The sequence below is a fragment of the uncultured Eudoraea sp. genome (assembly GCF_947258925.1).
Classification (GTDB): Bacteria; Bacteroidota; Bacteroidia; order Flavobacteriales; family Flavobacteriaceae; genus Eudoraea.
Genome location: NZ_CAMYKG010000025.1, coordinates 1 through 14,687, shown reverse-complemented (window position 1 = coordinate 14,687; position 14,687 = coordinate 1). Strand labels below are relative to the sequence as shown.

The following is a 14,687-nucleotide window of genomic DNA, read 5'->3' as shown; positions in this document are numbered from 1 at the left end:
ATGCAAAGATATTCAGAATGCTTTCAACTTATCAGGCTATATAAAATCTTGTATCCCATATTTGTTTACTTCTATAAGTATTCTTCTTTTTTGCAGAGAACAACCTTATGACTATTTTTGAGAAAACTACTTTGTCAAATGAAATATGACCAAATAAACAATGAGCTGTTTAAAAAGAATAGGGCAAAATTCACGGCTCAAATGAAACCAAAGAGTATTGCCATTTTTAATTCCAATGACATATATCCGATAAGTGCTGATAGTACGATGCCCTTTCAGCAGCACAGGGACATTTTATATCTCAGTGGGGTGGATCAGGAAGAATCTATTCTTTTACTTTTCCCAGATGCCATTGATAAAAAAAACAGGGAAATTTTATTTGTAAGGGAGACTAACGAACACATAGCTATTTGGGAAGGAGCGAAGTTAGATAAAGAACAGGCAACTGCCGTTTCCGGCATAGAAACCGTGCATTGGCTAACCGAATTTGACAAGGTGTTCTTTAGTTTAATGACGGAATCGGAGATCATATATTTTAATACAAATGAGCATTACAGACAGTCTGTAGAAACACAAACCAGGGAAGACCGATTTATTTTGAAATGCAAAAGGGATTTTCCGGGACATCAGGTAGCTAAAAGCAATCCTATTTTGCAACAAATCAGGGGAGTAAAAGAACAAGAAGAGATTGCCCTTATTCAACATGCCTGTGATATCACGGAAAAAGGATTCCGTCGTATATTGAAATTTTTAAAACCCGGCGTTTGGGAGTATGAATTGGAAGCCGAATATCTACACGAATTTATTCGAAATCGTTCTAAAGGCTTTGCATATACACCAATCTTAGCGTCGGGCAATAATGCAAATGTTCTGCATTATATTGAAAATAACAATCAATGCAAAGATGGAGATCTTATCCTGATGGATGTAGGTGCCGAATATGCAAATTATGCAAGTGATATGACCCGGTCCATTCCGGTAAATGGCAAATTTACCAAAAGGCAACGCCAGGTTTATGAATCGGTACTTCGGGTTAAGAATGAGGCTACAAATATGCTGGTGCCTGGTACGGATTGGGCAGAATATCATGTTGAAGTTGGAAAGCTGATGACATCTGAACTACTTGGTTTGGGATTACTTGACAAAGAAGACGTTCAAAAAGAAAATAAAGACTGGCCCGCCTATAAAAAATACTTTATGCACGGGACCAGTCACCATATGGGATTGGATACTCATGACTATGGGGCCTTAAAAACACCCATGAAATCAAATATGGTTTTTACGGTAGAACCTGGGATTTATATTCCTGATGAGAAGATGGGAATTCGATTGGAAGATGATGTAGTTATAATGGAAAAAGGGGCTCCATTCAACCTTATGAGGAATATACCAATTGAAATAGATGAGATAGAAGACCTGATGAATAGTTGAGGTAAAACCATCTTGGGAATTGATAAATGGGCCTACCATCTGTTTTGGTTACCGGCATCTTCGTCTAAGTATTTTTTTCAAAATTTGCAACGATAAATACGATCAGGGCAGGTAATACCCACCCCATACTTAAGTTGCTCAGGGGAATATATTCAGTAATAGATTCTATACGATTACTCAATCCTACACTGCCTAAAAAATCAGGGATACTAAAAAGGAAAGTAGTGAACACAACAATTCTGAAGATCTTTGGGGAGCTATATTTTTGAGGAACTACATTGAGCAGTATCAAAACAATTGTTATTGGATATATAAACATAAGTACAGGCAATGCAATGGCAATTATATAATCTACATTAAATTGCCCCATTAGCACCCCCATAAAACTACTGATCAGTGCTGTAATCAAATAGGCTTTATTTGAATTTGGCAGACGCGACTTAACAAAATCTGCGGTGCCTGCTACAATTCCTACGGCCGTGGTAAAACAAGCCAGGCTTACTAATACACCAAGGAGTATGTTGGCGTTAGACCCCAGGGTAATTTTACTAATCCCTGTGATAAGAGAAGTGCGTGAAATTGACGGGTCAAATTGTTCTTGCATAACTGCTCCTGTAAAAATTAACCCTGCATATATCATAATAAGACCTAATCCGGCAAGCCATCCTGCCCTGGTAATCAATACTTTTTTACTCTCATAAGTAGCTTCACTATCAAAGAGGTTGATAGATGTAATTATTACTCCTCCCACCACAATAGCACCAATTGCATCAAAAGTTTGATAACCTTCTAATATTCCCCGGGTAACCGGATGTTCAAAAGTGTTCGCTCCAAATTCCAGGGGAAAGGAAAATAGTGTAATACCCAATATCAATAACAGAATTAGTATGATAGCCGGGGTTAAATACTTCCCTATAATGTCTAATATTTTAGAACGATTCATAACAAAAATGAATACCAAAACAAAATAGACAATACTTGTACTTAAGGAGGAATTATGAAGTAAAGGAGCAATACCCATTTCGTGGGTGACTGAAGCCGTTCTTGGTGAAGGCAAGGATATTGATACACCGTAAATCGTAAAGCAATATACAAGGCTAAAGGTAGGAGATATCTTTGAGGCAAAATCATACATGGTTCCCTGCAATTTGGCATGACCAAGTATACCTAATATTGGAATTAGAACAGCAGATAATGCAAACCCAAGGGAAACAAGCCACCACAATTCCCCGCTTTTAAATCCTAGTTGCGGAGGTAGAATAAGATTTCCAGCACCGAAAAAAAGAGAGAAGAGGGCAAAAGCTGTTACAAGCGTTTCCTTTGTTCTGAACATACTAGTTTTTAAAAGCGAAAGATAAACGAAAAAAGCCTTTAGCAGGAATAAAACCCAACCTCATAACCGACCTGTTCATCGAAAAAAGTGGCATTCATCGAAAAAAGAATATTTTTTATGGGGATCACTCAATAAAACCAGCATTTGAAGCGTTCTGAAAATAAGTTATTTGATAAAATAGTATCATTAACTTTTACTGAAAGTTTATCATTGCATATTAAGGATCCCCAAACCCTACCAATGCAGACCTAAAACCTACAATATGAAGAAAATATTTTGTAATATTTTTGGCCACCATTATTCCGTATCCAAGAAAGTAACCTTGCATATAAAAGAATACAAGTGTGTTCACTGTGGCAAAGAAGTCACAACAGATGTAAGCGGAAATCTCTCCGTATTAACTCCTGAACTTCAGGAGATCAATGATACCCTAGAAGACTTATACCAAAAAAGACATAGGACTACCCAACAGGTAGCTTAATTATGCTTTGGCAAATGAATTCCAGCCCTGAGCGGTAAGTGGAATTTTAGAATTATTCCTGGATATTAAGTGTGCGCCTTCGTGCTTATCTGTTATGTGCCCCACAACAGTAAAGTTAGGATTGCCCTTTAAGTCCGGGAATTTTTTTTGATCAATAGTAAACAATAATTCATAATCTTCGCCACCGCTTAGTGCAACAAGCGTGCTATCTAGTTTAAACTCTTCACAAGCCGAAATAACTGTTGGATCTAATGGGATTTTATCTTCAAAGAGATTGCAACCCACTTCACCCTGTTTGCATAGATGAAGAATTTCAGAAGAAAGACCATCACTAATATCAATCATGGAAGTAGGTTTAATATTCAGTTTACCTAAAAGTTCAACCACATCTTTTCTGGCCTCAGGTTTTAATTGGCGTTCAATAATATAACTGTATGCCGAGAGATCCGGCTGATTATTTGGATTAACTTTGAACACTTCCTTTTCGCGTTTTAAAACTTGTAACCCCATGTATGCAGCTCCCAGATCTCCGCTGACTACTAAAAGGTCATTGGGTTTTGCCCCGCTCCGGTAAACAATGTCTTCTTCCACAGCTTCCCCTATGGCGGTAATACTTATGATCATTCCTGTAGTAGAGGAGGTGGTGTCTCCCCCAACCAGATCTATTTTGTATAGTTCACAGGCCAGGGTAATACCACTATAGAATTCTTCCAAAGCCTCCAAAGGAAAGCGATTGGAGACGGCCACTGAGACGGTAATCTGAGTGGCCCGTGCATTCATGGCGTAAACATCAGATAAATTAACCATTACAGCTTTATACCCCAGGTGTTTCAGTGGCATATAACTAAGATCAAAATGTATCCCCTCAATCAACAAATCTGTAGAGACAAGGGTCTTTTTATCTTTGAAGTCCAGTACAGCGGCATCATCACCAATACCCTTGATTGTGGATTTATGTTGTATTTTAAAGTGCTGGGTCAGATGATCAATTAAGCCAAATTCACCCAATTTTTCTAGCGAGGTTTTTTCCTGGTTCTTATCTTCAAGCATGGTACAAAAATAAGCGGATGGGAATAATATATTATCTTTATGGCGAAAAAGAATTTCTAATTTTGCCCCATGAACAAGTCTTACCCCATTATTTTTTCCCTTTTCCTTTTATTTAGCTGCTCTAGTAGCGATGATTCACCTCTGGGTGATGGTGATTCAATGATGATGGATGATGACAATCCTGGTAATATTATTGAGAATCCACAAACAGGTTTTTTACCATGTAATAATGGGATGGCGGGAATATATCCTAATGGAACTGCATTTGTTGATATAACCGATACTGAAAATCTTGTATACCTTGGGAAATTACCTACGGCAACTGTATCCAGCACCTGGAGGGATATAAAAGTATATCAGGACTATGCCTATATTGTATCTGAGGCGGGGGGACACGGAATGCAGGTTTTTGATTTAACAAATTTGAGAAATGTGGCGAATGCTCCTGTAACATTTGAGGCAGATACCCGCTATACTGGTTTTGGGAATGCACATAATATTGTTATCAATGAAGCCAGCGGATACGCTTATGCCGTTGGTACCAGCACTTTTAACGGAGGAGCCCATTTTATAAATATCCAGGACCCTCAAAATCCAATCGCTGCAGGCGGTTATGGCGTCGGCGGTTACTCCCATGATGCACAGGTGGTTACCTATAATGGTCCTGACACGGATTATACGGGGCAGGAAATTTTTATTGGGGCAAATGAAAATCAGGTTGCCATAGTAAATGTTACAGATAAAAATACCCCTCAGCAGATCAGTACTTTTCAGTATAGCAATATAGGCTACACCCACCAGGGTTGGTTTTCTGAGGATCAACGCTATTTTTTTTTAGGAGATGAATTGGATGAGATTGGTAATTCAGGTTTTAATTCACGGACATTGGTCTTTGACCTGTCAGACCTGGACAATCCAAGTTTACACACCACATATTTGGGTGAGACGGCGGCAATTGATCACAATGGTTATGTGAAAGGGGATGAATTTTATCTCGCAAATTATACTGCGGGGGTTAGAATACTCGATATTTCAGGCATAGAAGGACAATCTATTGTTGAGCAGGGATTTTTTGATACCTACCCCTCAAATAATACGGCTGCTTTTGAAGGTGTATGGAGTGTCTATCCCTATTTTGAAAGTGATAAGATTTTGGTGAATGATATTAATTCTGGTCTTTTCGTTATTAAAAAGTCAAATTAGAAAACTGTGAAAAACATTTTTTTGCTTCTAGTAGTTTTATTTCTTTTTTCATGTTCGGATGACGATTCTGAAATTCAGGACAACGGCTATGACCAGGCTGAGTTTTTGGGCGAGATTGATTGGGTGAAAAGTTTTGGCGGAACGGACGAGGAAACTGCACAATCTGTAATACGCACTTCAGACGGGGGCTATGCAATTTTAGGCTACTCTAAAAGTACAGATGGAGATTTATCCGGAAAAACAACAGAGGTAAATGACTATTGGTTAGTGAAATTAGATGCTGAAGGGAATTTAGTCTGGAGCGAAACTTACGGGGGCAGTAAGGATGACCGGGGACAATCAATTATCCAGACTTCGGATGGGGGTTATGCGGTTACCGGTTATGCGATGAGCGATGATGGAGACGGAAGTAGCAACCAGGGATTTCATGATAACTGGATATTGAAATTGGATGAATTAGGAGCTATTGAATGGGAAAAAAGTTTTGGATTTTCAGGCCATGATCATTCGTATGATTTATTACAAACTGCCGATGGTGGATTTTTCTTTGCAGGATTTTTAGATATTACAGCAGCAATTGACGATGGCACTTATTACAAAGGGAACTCTCTTACCCGGCATGGTGTAGGTGAATTTTGGGGAACTAAAATAGATGCTTCCGGCAACCTGGAGTGGAGGAGTTATTATGGCGGGACCAACAATGATAGGGCTCATGCGGTAATTGAAGCAGATGACGGCAGTTATGTTATGGCAGGATTTTCCGAAAGTGATGATTATGATATCTCAAATACCAAAGGAAGCTACGACTTTTGGGTAATTAAATTGTCGAATACAGGGGAATTGTTATGGGAACGTTCATTCGGGGGCTCGGGTATCGAAATCGCCTATGATATTTCAAAGACCGATGATGGGGGTTATGTCGTTACCGGGAATACATTTAGCACTGATAAGGATGTTTCAATGAATCACGGTGAATCTGATGTATGGTTAATTAAAATAGATGATGATGGTAACCTGCTTTGGGAGAAAACCTATGGAGGTGAGCGGTTCGATGCCGCTCAGGGTGTAAGCACCACCTACAATGGCGGATTTATAATCACCGGAAATTCAAAAAGCATTGAAGGGGATACCGAAGAAAACATGGGTGAAAACGATATTTGGTTAATAAAAACAGACCCGCAGGGAAATATGGTTTGGCAGGGCACTTTTGGCGGATCTGGCATAGATTATGGATTTGACGCAGTTGAGAATCTGGATAAAAGTATTATCCTGGTCGGTGAAAGTTCTAGTAATGACTTCCCAAACCTTTTAAATAAAGGACTTTCTGACATTGTAGTTATTAAAATCAAATAAATAGCATTAATTCAAGACCGCCCTTAAACCCTGGGTATCTAAAGCCGCATTTTATTGCCAACTGATTGCCGGTATTTCTCCAAAAGCAATAGATAAACCCTATGGTTTTATACGTTATAATAATGTTAGGAATTGTTGTAAAACCCTAACTATAACTTATATTTGTAAACTATTTAGAATAATACCAAATAAGGATATCAAATGATAAAAGTATCTGAAACAGCAAAACAACGTGTTACCTTACTCATGACTGAGGAAGGATTTAATGCTGAAAAAGATTTTGTTAGGGTTGGTGTAAAAAGTGGGGGTTGCAGTGGTTTGTCCTATGAATTAAAATTTGACAATAAAGTTGATGAAACTGATAAGGTTTTCGAAGACAATGCTGTACGCATTATTGTAGATAAAAAGAGTTTTCTCTACCTGGTTGGAACAACACTGGAGTATTCCGGAGGGCTCAACGGTAAGGGATTCGTTTTTAATAATCCTAATGCACAGCGCACATGTGGCTGTGGAGAGAGTTTTTCATTATAAAAATATGAAATCCCGTTAAGGGATATAGAGGCCTATGGCATATACTGAAGAAGAATTAAAAAAAGAATTGGAAACCAAAGAATATGAATATGGTTTCTATACCGATATTGAGTCTGACACTTTTCCAAAAGGATTAAACGAAGACATCGTTATTGCTATTTCCAAGAAAAAGGAAGAGCCTGAATGGATGACATCGTGGCGCCTTGAGGCTTTTCGTGCATGGAAAGAAATGACGGAACCGGAATGGGCCAATATCCATTATAAAAAACCAGATTTTCAGGACATTTCTTACTATTCAGCTCCCAATAAGAAACCAAAATACAATAGTCTCGATGAAGTTGATCCGGAATTACTGGACACCTTTAAAAAATTGGGGATTTCCCTGGATGAACAGAAAAAATTGGCCGGGGTTGCCGTGGATATTGTAATGGATTCAGTTTCCGTTGCAACGACATTCAAAAAAACACTAGCAGAAAAAGGCATCATTTTTTGCTCTATCTCGGAAGCGATAAAAGAACATCCTGAATTGGTAAAAAAGCATCTTGGAACAGTAGTACCCCAAAAGGATAACTTCTACGCGGCCTTAAATTCTGCTGTATTCTCGGACGGATCTTTTTGTTATATCCCAAAAGGGGTTAGATGTCCGATGGAATTGTCTACTTATTTTAGGATAAATCAGGCAGGAACAGGACAGTTTGAGCGTACCCTTGTAGTTGCAGATGAAGGAAGTTATGTGAGTTATCTTGAAGGTTGTACGGCACCATCAAGAGATGAAAACCAATTACATGCAGCTGTTGTAGAACTTATAGCATTGGATAATGCTGAAATTAAATATTCTACTGTCCAAAACTGGTATCCCGGGGATAAAGCAGGTAAAGGGGGAGTTTACAATTTTGTTACAAAACGAGGGATTTGCGAGAAAAATGCCAAAATTTCCTGGACACAGGTAGAAACAGGTTCAGCCATTACATGGAAGTACCCTTCCTGTGTTTTAAAGGGAGACAATTCTATAGGGGAATTTTATTCCATCGCGGTAACCAATAATTATCAGCAGGCCGATACCGGTACTAAAATGATCCATTTAGGGAAAAACACCAAGAGTACTATAATTTCCAAAGGGATATCTGCCGGCAAATCTCAAAATAGTTACAGAGGCCTTGTTCAGGTCAATAGCAGGGCTAAAAATGCCAGGAATTTTTCACAGTGTGATTCATTGCTGATGGGGAATGATTGCGGAGCGCACACCTTTCCATATATCGAAGTCAAGTCTAAATCCGCACAGATTGAGCATGAAGCTACAACCAGTAAAATTGGAGAAGATCAGATATTTTATTGCAATCAGAGGGGAATAGAAACAGAAAAAGCTATAGCACTTATAGTAAACGGTTTCAGTAAGGAAGTGTTAAACAAGCTTCCTATGGAATTTGCCGTAGAAGCTCAAAAACTTTTGGAAATCAGTCTTGAAGGATCAGTTGGTTAAGTATTATGAAAAATTATCTGGTATTAGTTGTGGTAATCTTACTGTTTGCTTGTAAAGATTCAAATAAGCAGGCAAATAATATCTCTGGTGTCCAGGAGAACATTTCCGGGCCTGAAGTGAAACTATACACTTTTGATGGAGGTACCGTAATAGTTAATACGCTGGGACTTTTTGCCCAGGATTCAACCTATAAAGGACAAAGTAAGGAATTTGCAGATGCCTTTTATGTCATTCAGCATCCAAAGGGAAATTTGATGTGGGATGCAGGACTTCCTGAATCTTTGGTTGGCCTCCCCGAACCCTATACGTCGCCCGATGGAGCATTTACAGTATCCAGAAAGGATTCTGTTTTAAATCAATTAAAAGAAATCGGAATGACCCCTGAAGATTTTCAATATATTTCATTATCACATACGCATTTTGATCATAGTGGTCATGCGAATACATTCAAGGATGCCACCTGGCTTGTTCAAAAAGACGAGTATGATTTTGTCACGGGGAAAGAGGTCAAAGAAAAGAACCCTGAAATGTATAATGCGATCAGGGACTTAAAACAAATTAAAAAAATAAAAGGGGATTTTGATGTATTTGGCGATGGGACAGTGGTTTTGAAATATATGCCCGGTCATACACCAGGTCATCAGGTACTATTTCTGGATTTAAAAGAACACGGGCCATTGCTTCTATCGGGAGACCTCTATCATTTTTACGAAAATAGGGAGTATAAAAGAATTCCAATTTTTAATTATGATGTGGTTCAAACGGGAAAGAGCATGAAAGAATTTGAAGCTTTCGCCCGGGAAAAAGGGGCAAAAGTATATTTGCAACATCAAAAGGAAGACTTTAAAAAGATGCCGAAAGCACCGCAATATTTAAACTAAAACGTATGCTAAAAGTAAATAACCTGCACGCAGGTGTAGAAGGAAATGAAATTTTAAACGGAATAAACCTGGAAGTAAATGCAGGTGAAGTCCATGCAATCATGGGTCCGAATGGTTCAGGTAAAAGTACCCTGGCCGCAGTGATTGCCGGAAAGGAAGAATTTGAAATTACCGAGGGGAATATTGAACTAGACGGCGAAGATATGGAAGACACTTCTCCTGAAGAAAGAGCTCATAAAGGAGTTTTCCTTTCTTTTCAATATCCCGTTGAGATTCCCGGGGTTTCGGTTACCAATTTCATGAAAACAGCAATCAATGAGTCCAGGAAGGCCCGTGGCCAGGAAGATATGCCGGCAAATGAAATGTTGAAGCTTATTCGGGAAAAATCCGAATTATTGGAAATAGACCGAAAATTTTTGTCCCGTTCGTTGAATGAGGGCTTTTCCGGAGGAGAGAAAAAGCGTAACGAAATTTTTCAAATGGCGATGTTAGAGCCAAAACTCGCAATTTTAGATGAAACAGATTCCGGATTGGATATTGATGCCCTGCGTATTGTAGCAAATGGGGTTAATAAACTTAGGAATAAGGACAACGCCATTGTTGTTATTACACATTACCAACGATTGCTGGAATATATTGTTCCTGATTTTGTACATGTATTGCACGAAGGAAAAATTGTAAAATCCGGAACAAAAGAACTAGCATTGGAATTGGAAGAAAAAGGATACGATTGGATAAAAAATGAAACAGTCGTTTAGCGTTGTGATGGAATTATAATAAGGCCATAAATGGAAAAGAAAACAATGGATTTAAAGGAAAAACTGGTTTCGTCATTCTTGGCATTCGAGAATAATGTAGATGTAGACCATCCGGTTCATGACATAAGATCTGAAGCGATTAAGAACTTTGAGAATAAAGGTTTTCCTAATAGAAAACAGGAAGCATGGAAATATACGTCTTTGAACAATTTGCAGAAAATAGATTTCAGCATCTTTCCAAAAAAAATAAATGCCCTGGAGTACAAAGATGTAAAACCTTATTTTCTTCATGAGATAGACACCTACAAAATAGTCTTTATAGATGGTATATATAGCTCATTCTTATCAGAAACTACGCATGAGGGAGTAGATATTTGCCTTATGAGTGCTGCACTCAGGAAACCCATGTATAAGCAGGTAATAGATGTATATTTTAATCAAGTGGCTTCAAAAGATGAGTCTTTAACCACATTAAATACAGCATTCAGTAAAGAGGGGGCTTACATTTATATTCCTAAAAATAAGATGCCAAAAAAACCCATAGAAATATTACATTTTGCTACGGGCAATGAGGCTGCACTGTTACTTCAACCGCGAAATTTGATTATTGCAGAAGAAAATGCTGAACTTCAGATTATAGAACGTCATCAGAATCTGACCTCTAACGAGGTTATGACCAATTCAGTGACTGAAATATTTGCAGCAAAAAATGCTATTATAGATTATTACAAAGTTCAAAATGATGTTGAAAATGCTTCTTTAATAGATAACACTTACATATCTCAAAAGAGTAATAGCACGGTAAAAGTTCATACGTTTTCCTTAGGGGGAAAGCTTACCAGGAATAATCTAAATTATTACCAGAATGGAGAGTATATAGATTCTACCATGAAAGGGGTAACCATCCTTGGTAACAAACAGCATGTAGATCATCATACCCTGGTACATCATAAAGAACCCAATTGTGAAAGCCATCAGGACTATAAAGGAATATACGGGGAGAAGTCCACTGGGGTATTCAATGGTAAAATTATTGTGGATAAGATTGCCCAAAAGACCAATGCCTTTCAACAAAACAACAACATTTTAATAAGCGACAAGGCTACTATAAATACCAAACCCCAGTTAGAGATCTTTGCAGACGATGTAAAATGTTCCCATGGTTGCACCATTGGACAGTTAGATGAGGAAGCTCTCTTTTATTTGCAAACCAGGGGCATTCCGAAGAAAGAAGCAGCGGCGCTTTTGATGTATGCATTTTCTAATAATGTATTGGAAAGTGTTCGGATACCAGAATTGAAAATAAGAATAAACAAGTTGATTGCATCTAAGCTGGGTGTTCAATTGGGATTTGACCTTTAAAAAATAGTTGAACTGCAAATAACATGGACGATATGATTGCATCCAAATTGGATATTGAAACTATACGGAAGGACTTTCCAATTCTCAAAAGGAAAGTCAATGGCTATCCTTTGGTATATCTTGACAATGCAGCGACCTCCCAGACGCCAAAACAAGTCATAGATGTTATAGTAGATTATTATTCCCGCTATAATGCTAATATTCATAGAGGGGTCCATACCTTATCACAGGAGGCTACAGATGCTTATGAAAAGGCACGCGGGAAGGCTCAACAACATGTAAATGCGGCTGAACCGCATGAAATTATCTTTACTTCAGGAACTACGGAAAGCATTAACCTGATAGCCAATGGTTTTGCATCATTTCTAACCAAAGGTGATCAGATATTGGTTTCCGCTTTGGAGCATCATTCCAATATTGTGCCATGGCAAATGTTGTGTGAACAAACCGGATCAACTTTAAAAGTGATTCCAATGGACCACAATGGCGAGCTTCTGATAGGGGAGTACTCAAAATTACTTTCAAACAATACAAAACTGGTGGTTGCCAATCATGTTTCTAATGCTTTAGGGACCATCAACCCTGTAGAGGAAATTATTTCTTTAGCCCATAATGCCGGAGCAGCGGTACTTATTGACGGTGCCCAGGCGGCACCACATATAAGAGTAGATGTTCAAAAATTGAATGTTGACTTTTATACCATATCAGCACATAAAATTTGCGGTCCAACAGGGGTAGGGATGTTATATGGAAAGGAAGAATGGCTCAAAAAATTACCTCCATACCAAGGGGGGGGAGAAATGATTGCGGAAGTTACATTTGAAAAAACTACATATGCTGATTTACCTCATAAATTTGAGGCCGGCACACCAAATATAAGTGGTGGAATAGCCTTTGGTGCTGCACTTGATTATATTAACGCCCTGGGCTATGAGACAATTGCCAATTATGAACAAGAGCTACTGGCATATGCGACCGGGGAACTTTTAGCAATTAATGGGCTTAAAATATATGGCACTTCTGAAAATAAGACATCAGTTATCTCTTTTAATATTGAAGGGATTCATCCCTACGATATTGGAACAATCCTGGATAAATTAGGAATTGCCGTAAGAACGGGACATCACTGTGCTCAGCCAATTATGGATTACTATAAAATTCCTGGAACTGTAAGGGCGAGTTTTAGCTTTTACAATACTAAAGAAGAAGTGGACGTTTTAGTGGAAGGAATAAAGAAGGCCAGGCTAATGCTAAGCTGAATATAGGATGTTATCATTTTCCCAAACTATTGAAAACCATTGATAGTTATCGTATTTTAGCCCAAAATCTTTTTTATGACTATTGAAGAAATTCAGGATGAAATTGTAGAAGAATTTTCCATGTTTGACGACTGGATGCAGCGCTATGAATACATGATTGAATTAGGTAAATCCCTTCCTTTAATAGAAGAGGAATATAAAACAGAAGATAATATCATAAAAGGCTGCCAGAGTAAGGTTTGGGTACATGCAGAACTGAAGGAGGACAAATTGGTTTTTACAGCGGATAGTGATGCCATAATTACCAAGGGAATCATTGCTATTTTGATAAGGGCATTTAGTAATCAAAGGCCTAAAGACATCATTGATGCAAACACCGATTTTATAGATGAAATAGGCCTGAAGGAGCATTTATCGGCAACTCGGGCCAATGGTCTTGTGAGTATGATCAAACAGCTAAAATTATATGCTTTGGCTTACCAAACACAATTGAATTAAAGAGATAATCCTGGAAATATGAGTGAAACAGCCATTAATACGAGGGAATTGGGTGAAAAAATCGTTACGGTTCTCAAAACAATCTATGATCCGGAAATTCCGGTTGATATTTATGAATTGGGATTAATTTATGATGTTTTTGTAAATGAAACCATGGATGTCAAAATATTGATGACTTTAACCTCTCCTAACTGCCCTGTAGCGGAAACCTTGCCTGTTGAGGTCGAAGAAAGGGTAAAATCTCTGGATCTGGTTAAAGATGCCGAGGTGGAAATCACTTTTGACCCTCCATGGACGCAGGATTTGATGAGTGAGGAGGCGAAATTGGAGTTAGGACTTCTCTAGACCTTCTGTTATCTCAAAGAAAATCTTAAAAGATGTCTGAAATAGTAAATCGTGTAGCCCAAAGTAAACTTGTGACCCTGGATTTAGAGGATTACTATCCCGAGGGCTCCAGGATAACAATTGATATTAAGGACTGGTTATACGAAGGGCTAATTCTTAAAGAAAAGGATTTCAGGGACTACATCGCTTCACATAATTGGGAACAATATGAGGGGGCATATGTGGCACTCAACTGTTCTACCGAAGCAATTGTTCCGGGCTGGGCGTACATGTTAATTGCATCAAAATTGCAACCCTACGCTAAAAAATTGGTTTTAGGTTCTTTGGAGGATTTAGAATCTGCGCTTTTTTCACCTATAATTGAAGATTTGGATATCACTCCCTTTAAAGGCAAACCAGTTATAATCAAGGGGTGTAGTAATAAACCTGTACCACCAAATGCCTATTTATGGGCAACTCTTAAACTTCAAGCTGTTGCTAAGAGTATTATGTATGGCGAAGCCTGCTCATCGGTACCCTTGTTTAAAAGGAAATAAACACGGTTTATTATATTTTCCAAACTATCATTACATTTGCTGCTCTAAATTAAAAACTAGAAATTATGAAAAAAATATTGTTGATGTTAGCAATGCTAGCGGGCACGGTCTATTCCTTTTCACAAACTAAAGAAGAATTACAGGCTGCAAAGGCAAGTAAAACAGACTCAATAGCAGCAATTCAGG

15 protein-coding genes are annotated in these 14,687 nt (G+C 38.3%); 13 read left to right on the top strand and 2 right to left on the bottom strand.

Features of this window, described 5'->3' with window-relative positions; all coding sequences use genetic code 11:
* Positions 1 to 138: 138 nt before the first annotated feature.
* Positions 139 to 1,431 (top strand): aminopeptidase P family protein, encoded by a 1,293-nt coding sequence (locus Q0X77_RS10035; protein ID WP_297796791.1) that lies wholly within the window; start codon positions 139 to 141, stop codon positions 1,429 to 1,431.
* Between the two features lie 64 nt (positions 1,432 to 1,495).
* On the opposite strand, the gene brnQ is transcribed toward Q0X77_RS10035, so the two are convergent.
* Positions 1,496 to 2,764, bottom strand: a complete 1,269-nt coding sequence (brnQ, locus tag Q0X77_RS10030) for a branched-chain amino acid transport system II carrier protein (RefSeq protein ID WP_297796789.1) — start codon at positions 2,762 to 2,764, stop codon at positions 1,496 to 1,498.
* Positions 2,765 to 3,026: 262 nt separating this feature from the next.
* Here brnQ and Q0X77_RS10025 point away from each other — a divergent pair, with 262 nt between their 5' ends.
* Complete coding sequence (locus tag Q0X77_RS10025; protein WP_297796787.1) at positions 3,027 to 3,245, top strand: hypothetical protein; 219 nt, start codon at positions 3,027 to 3,029, stop codon at positions 3,243 to 3,245.
* Here the strand turns inward: Q0X77_RS10025 and thiL are convergent, their stop codons facing one another.
* On the bottom strand, positions 3,246 to 4,295 hold the full coding sequence (thiL, locus tag Q0X77_RS10020) for a thiamine-phosphate kinase (protein ID WP_297796785.1): 1,050 nt from the start codon (positions 4,293 to 4,295) through the stop codon (positions 3,246 to 3,248). It lies immediately after the preceding gene.
* A gap of 69 nt (positions 4,296 to 4,364) precedes the next feature.
* Here thiL and Q0X77_RS10015 point away from each other — a divergent pair, with 69 nt between their 5' ends.
* The 11 genes from Q0X77_RS10015 to Q0X77_RS09965 all read left to right on the top strand — a co-directional run bounded on the left by Q0X77_RS10015 (position 4,365) and on the right by Q0X77_RS09965 (position 14,501).
* On the top strand, positions 4,365 to 5,498 hold the full coding sequence (locus Q0X77_RS10015; RefSeq protein ID WP_297796783.1) for a choice-of-anchor B family protein: 1,134 nt from the start codon (positions 4,365 to 4,367) through the stop codon (positions 5,496 to 5,498).
* Between the two features lie 6 nt (positions 5,499 to 5,504).
* The gene (locus Q0X77_RS10010; protein WP_297796781.1) at positions 5,505 to 6,851 is read left to right on the top strand and encodes a hypothetical protein; all 1,347 of its coding nucleotides are present in this window, start codon (positions 5,505 to 5,507) and stop codon (positions 6,849 to 6,851) included.
* Positions 6,852 to 7,052: 201 nt separating this feature from the next.
* The gene (locus Q0X77_RS10005) at positions 7,053 to 7,382 is read left to right on the top strand and encodes an iron-sulfur cluster assembly accessory protein (protein WP_297796779.1); all 330 of its coding nucleotides are present in this window, start codon (positions 7,053 to 7,055) and stop codon (positions 7,380 to 7,382) included.
* Positions 7,383 to 7,416: 34 nt separating this feature from the next.
* On the top strand, positions 7,417 to 8,862 hold the full coding sequence (gene sufB, locus Q0X77_RS10000) for a Fe-S cluster assembly protein SufB (RefSeq protein WP_297796777.1): 1,446 nt from the start codon (positions 7,417 to 7,419) through the stop codon (positions 8,860 to 8,862).
* 5 nt (positions 8,863 to 8,867) lie between these two features.
* On the top strand, positions 8,868 to 9,743 hold the full coding sequence (locus Q0X77_RS09995) for an N-acyl homoserine lactonase family protein (RefSeq protein ID WP_297796775.1): 876 nt from the start codon (positions 8,868 to 8,870) through the stop codon (positions 9,741 to 9,743).
* A 5-nt stretch (positions 9,744 to 9,748) separates the two neighbouring features.
* Complete coding sequence (sufC, locus tag Q0X77_RS09990; RefSeq protein WP_297796773.1) at positions 9,749 to 10,501, top strand: Fe-S cluster assembly ATPase SufC; 753 nt, start codon at positions 9,749 to 9,751, stop codon at positions 10,499 to 10,501.
* A 45-nt stretch (positions 10,502 to 10,546) separates the two neighbouring features.
* Positions 10,547 to 11,863, top strand: coding sequence for a Fe-S cluster assembly protein SufD (sufD, locus tag Q0X77_RS09985; RefSeq protein WP_297796915.1), 1,317 nt, complete (start codon positions 10,547 to 10,549; stop codon positions 11,861 to 11,863).
* Positions 11,864 to 11,895: 32 nt separating this feature from the next.
* Complete coding sequence (locus tag Q0X77_RS09980) at positions 11,896 to 13,122, top strand: cysteine desulfurase (protein WP_297796771.1); 1,227 nt, start codon at positions 11,896 to 11,898, stop codon at positions 13,120 to 13,122.
* A gap of 75 nt (positions 13,123 to 13,197) precedes the next feature.
* The gene (locus Q0X77_RS09975; protein WP_297796769.1) at positions 13,198 to 13,620 is read left to right on the top strand and encodes a SufE family protein; all 423 of its coding nucleotides are present in this window, start codon (positions 13,198 to 13,200) and stop codon (positions 13,618 to 13,620) included.
* 18 nt (positions 13,621 to 13,638) lie between these two features.
* On the top strand, positions 13,639 to 13,965 hold the full coding sequence (locus Q0X77_RS09970; RefSeq protein WP_297796767.1) for a DUF59 domain-containing protein: 327 nt from the start codon (positions 13,639 to 13,641) through the stop codon (positions 13,963 to 13,965).
* Between the two features lie 32 nt (positions 13,966 to 13,997).
* Positions 13,998 to 14,501: a DUF2480 family protein gene (locus Q0X77_RS09965; protein WP_297796765.1), complete on the top strand. Its 504-nt coding sequence runs from the start codon at positions 13,998 to 14,000 to the stop codon at positions 14,499 to 14,501.
* Positions 14,502 to 14,687 lie beyond the last annotated feature (186 nt).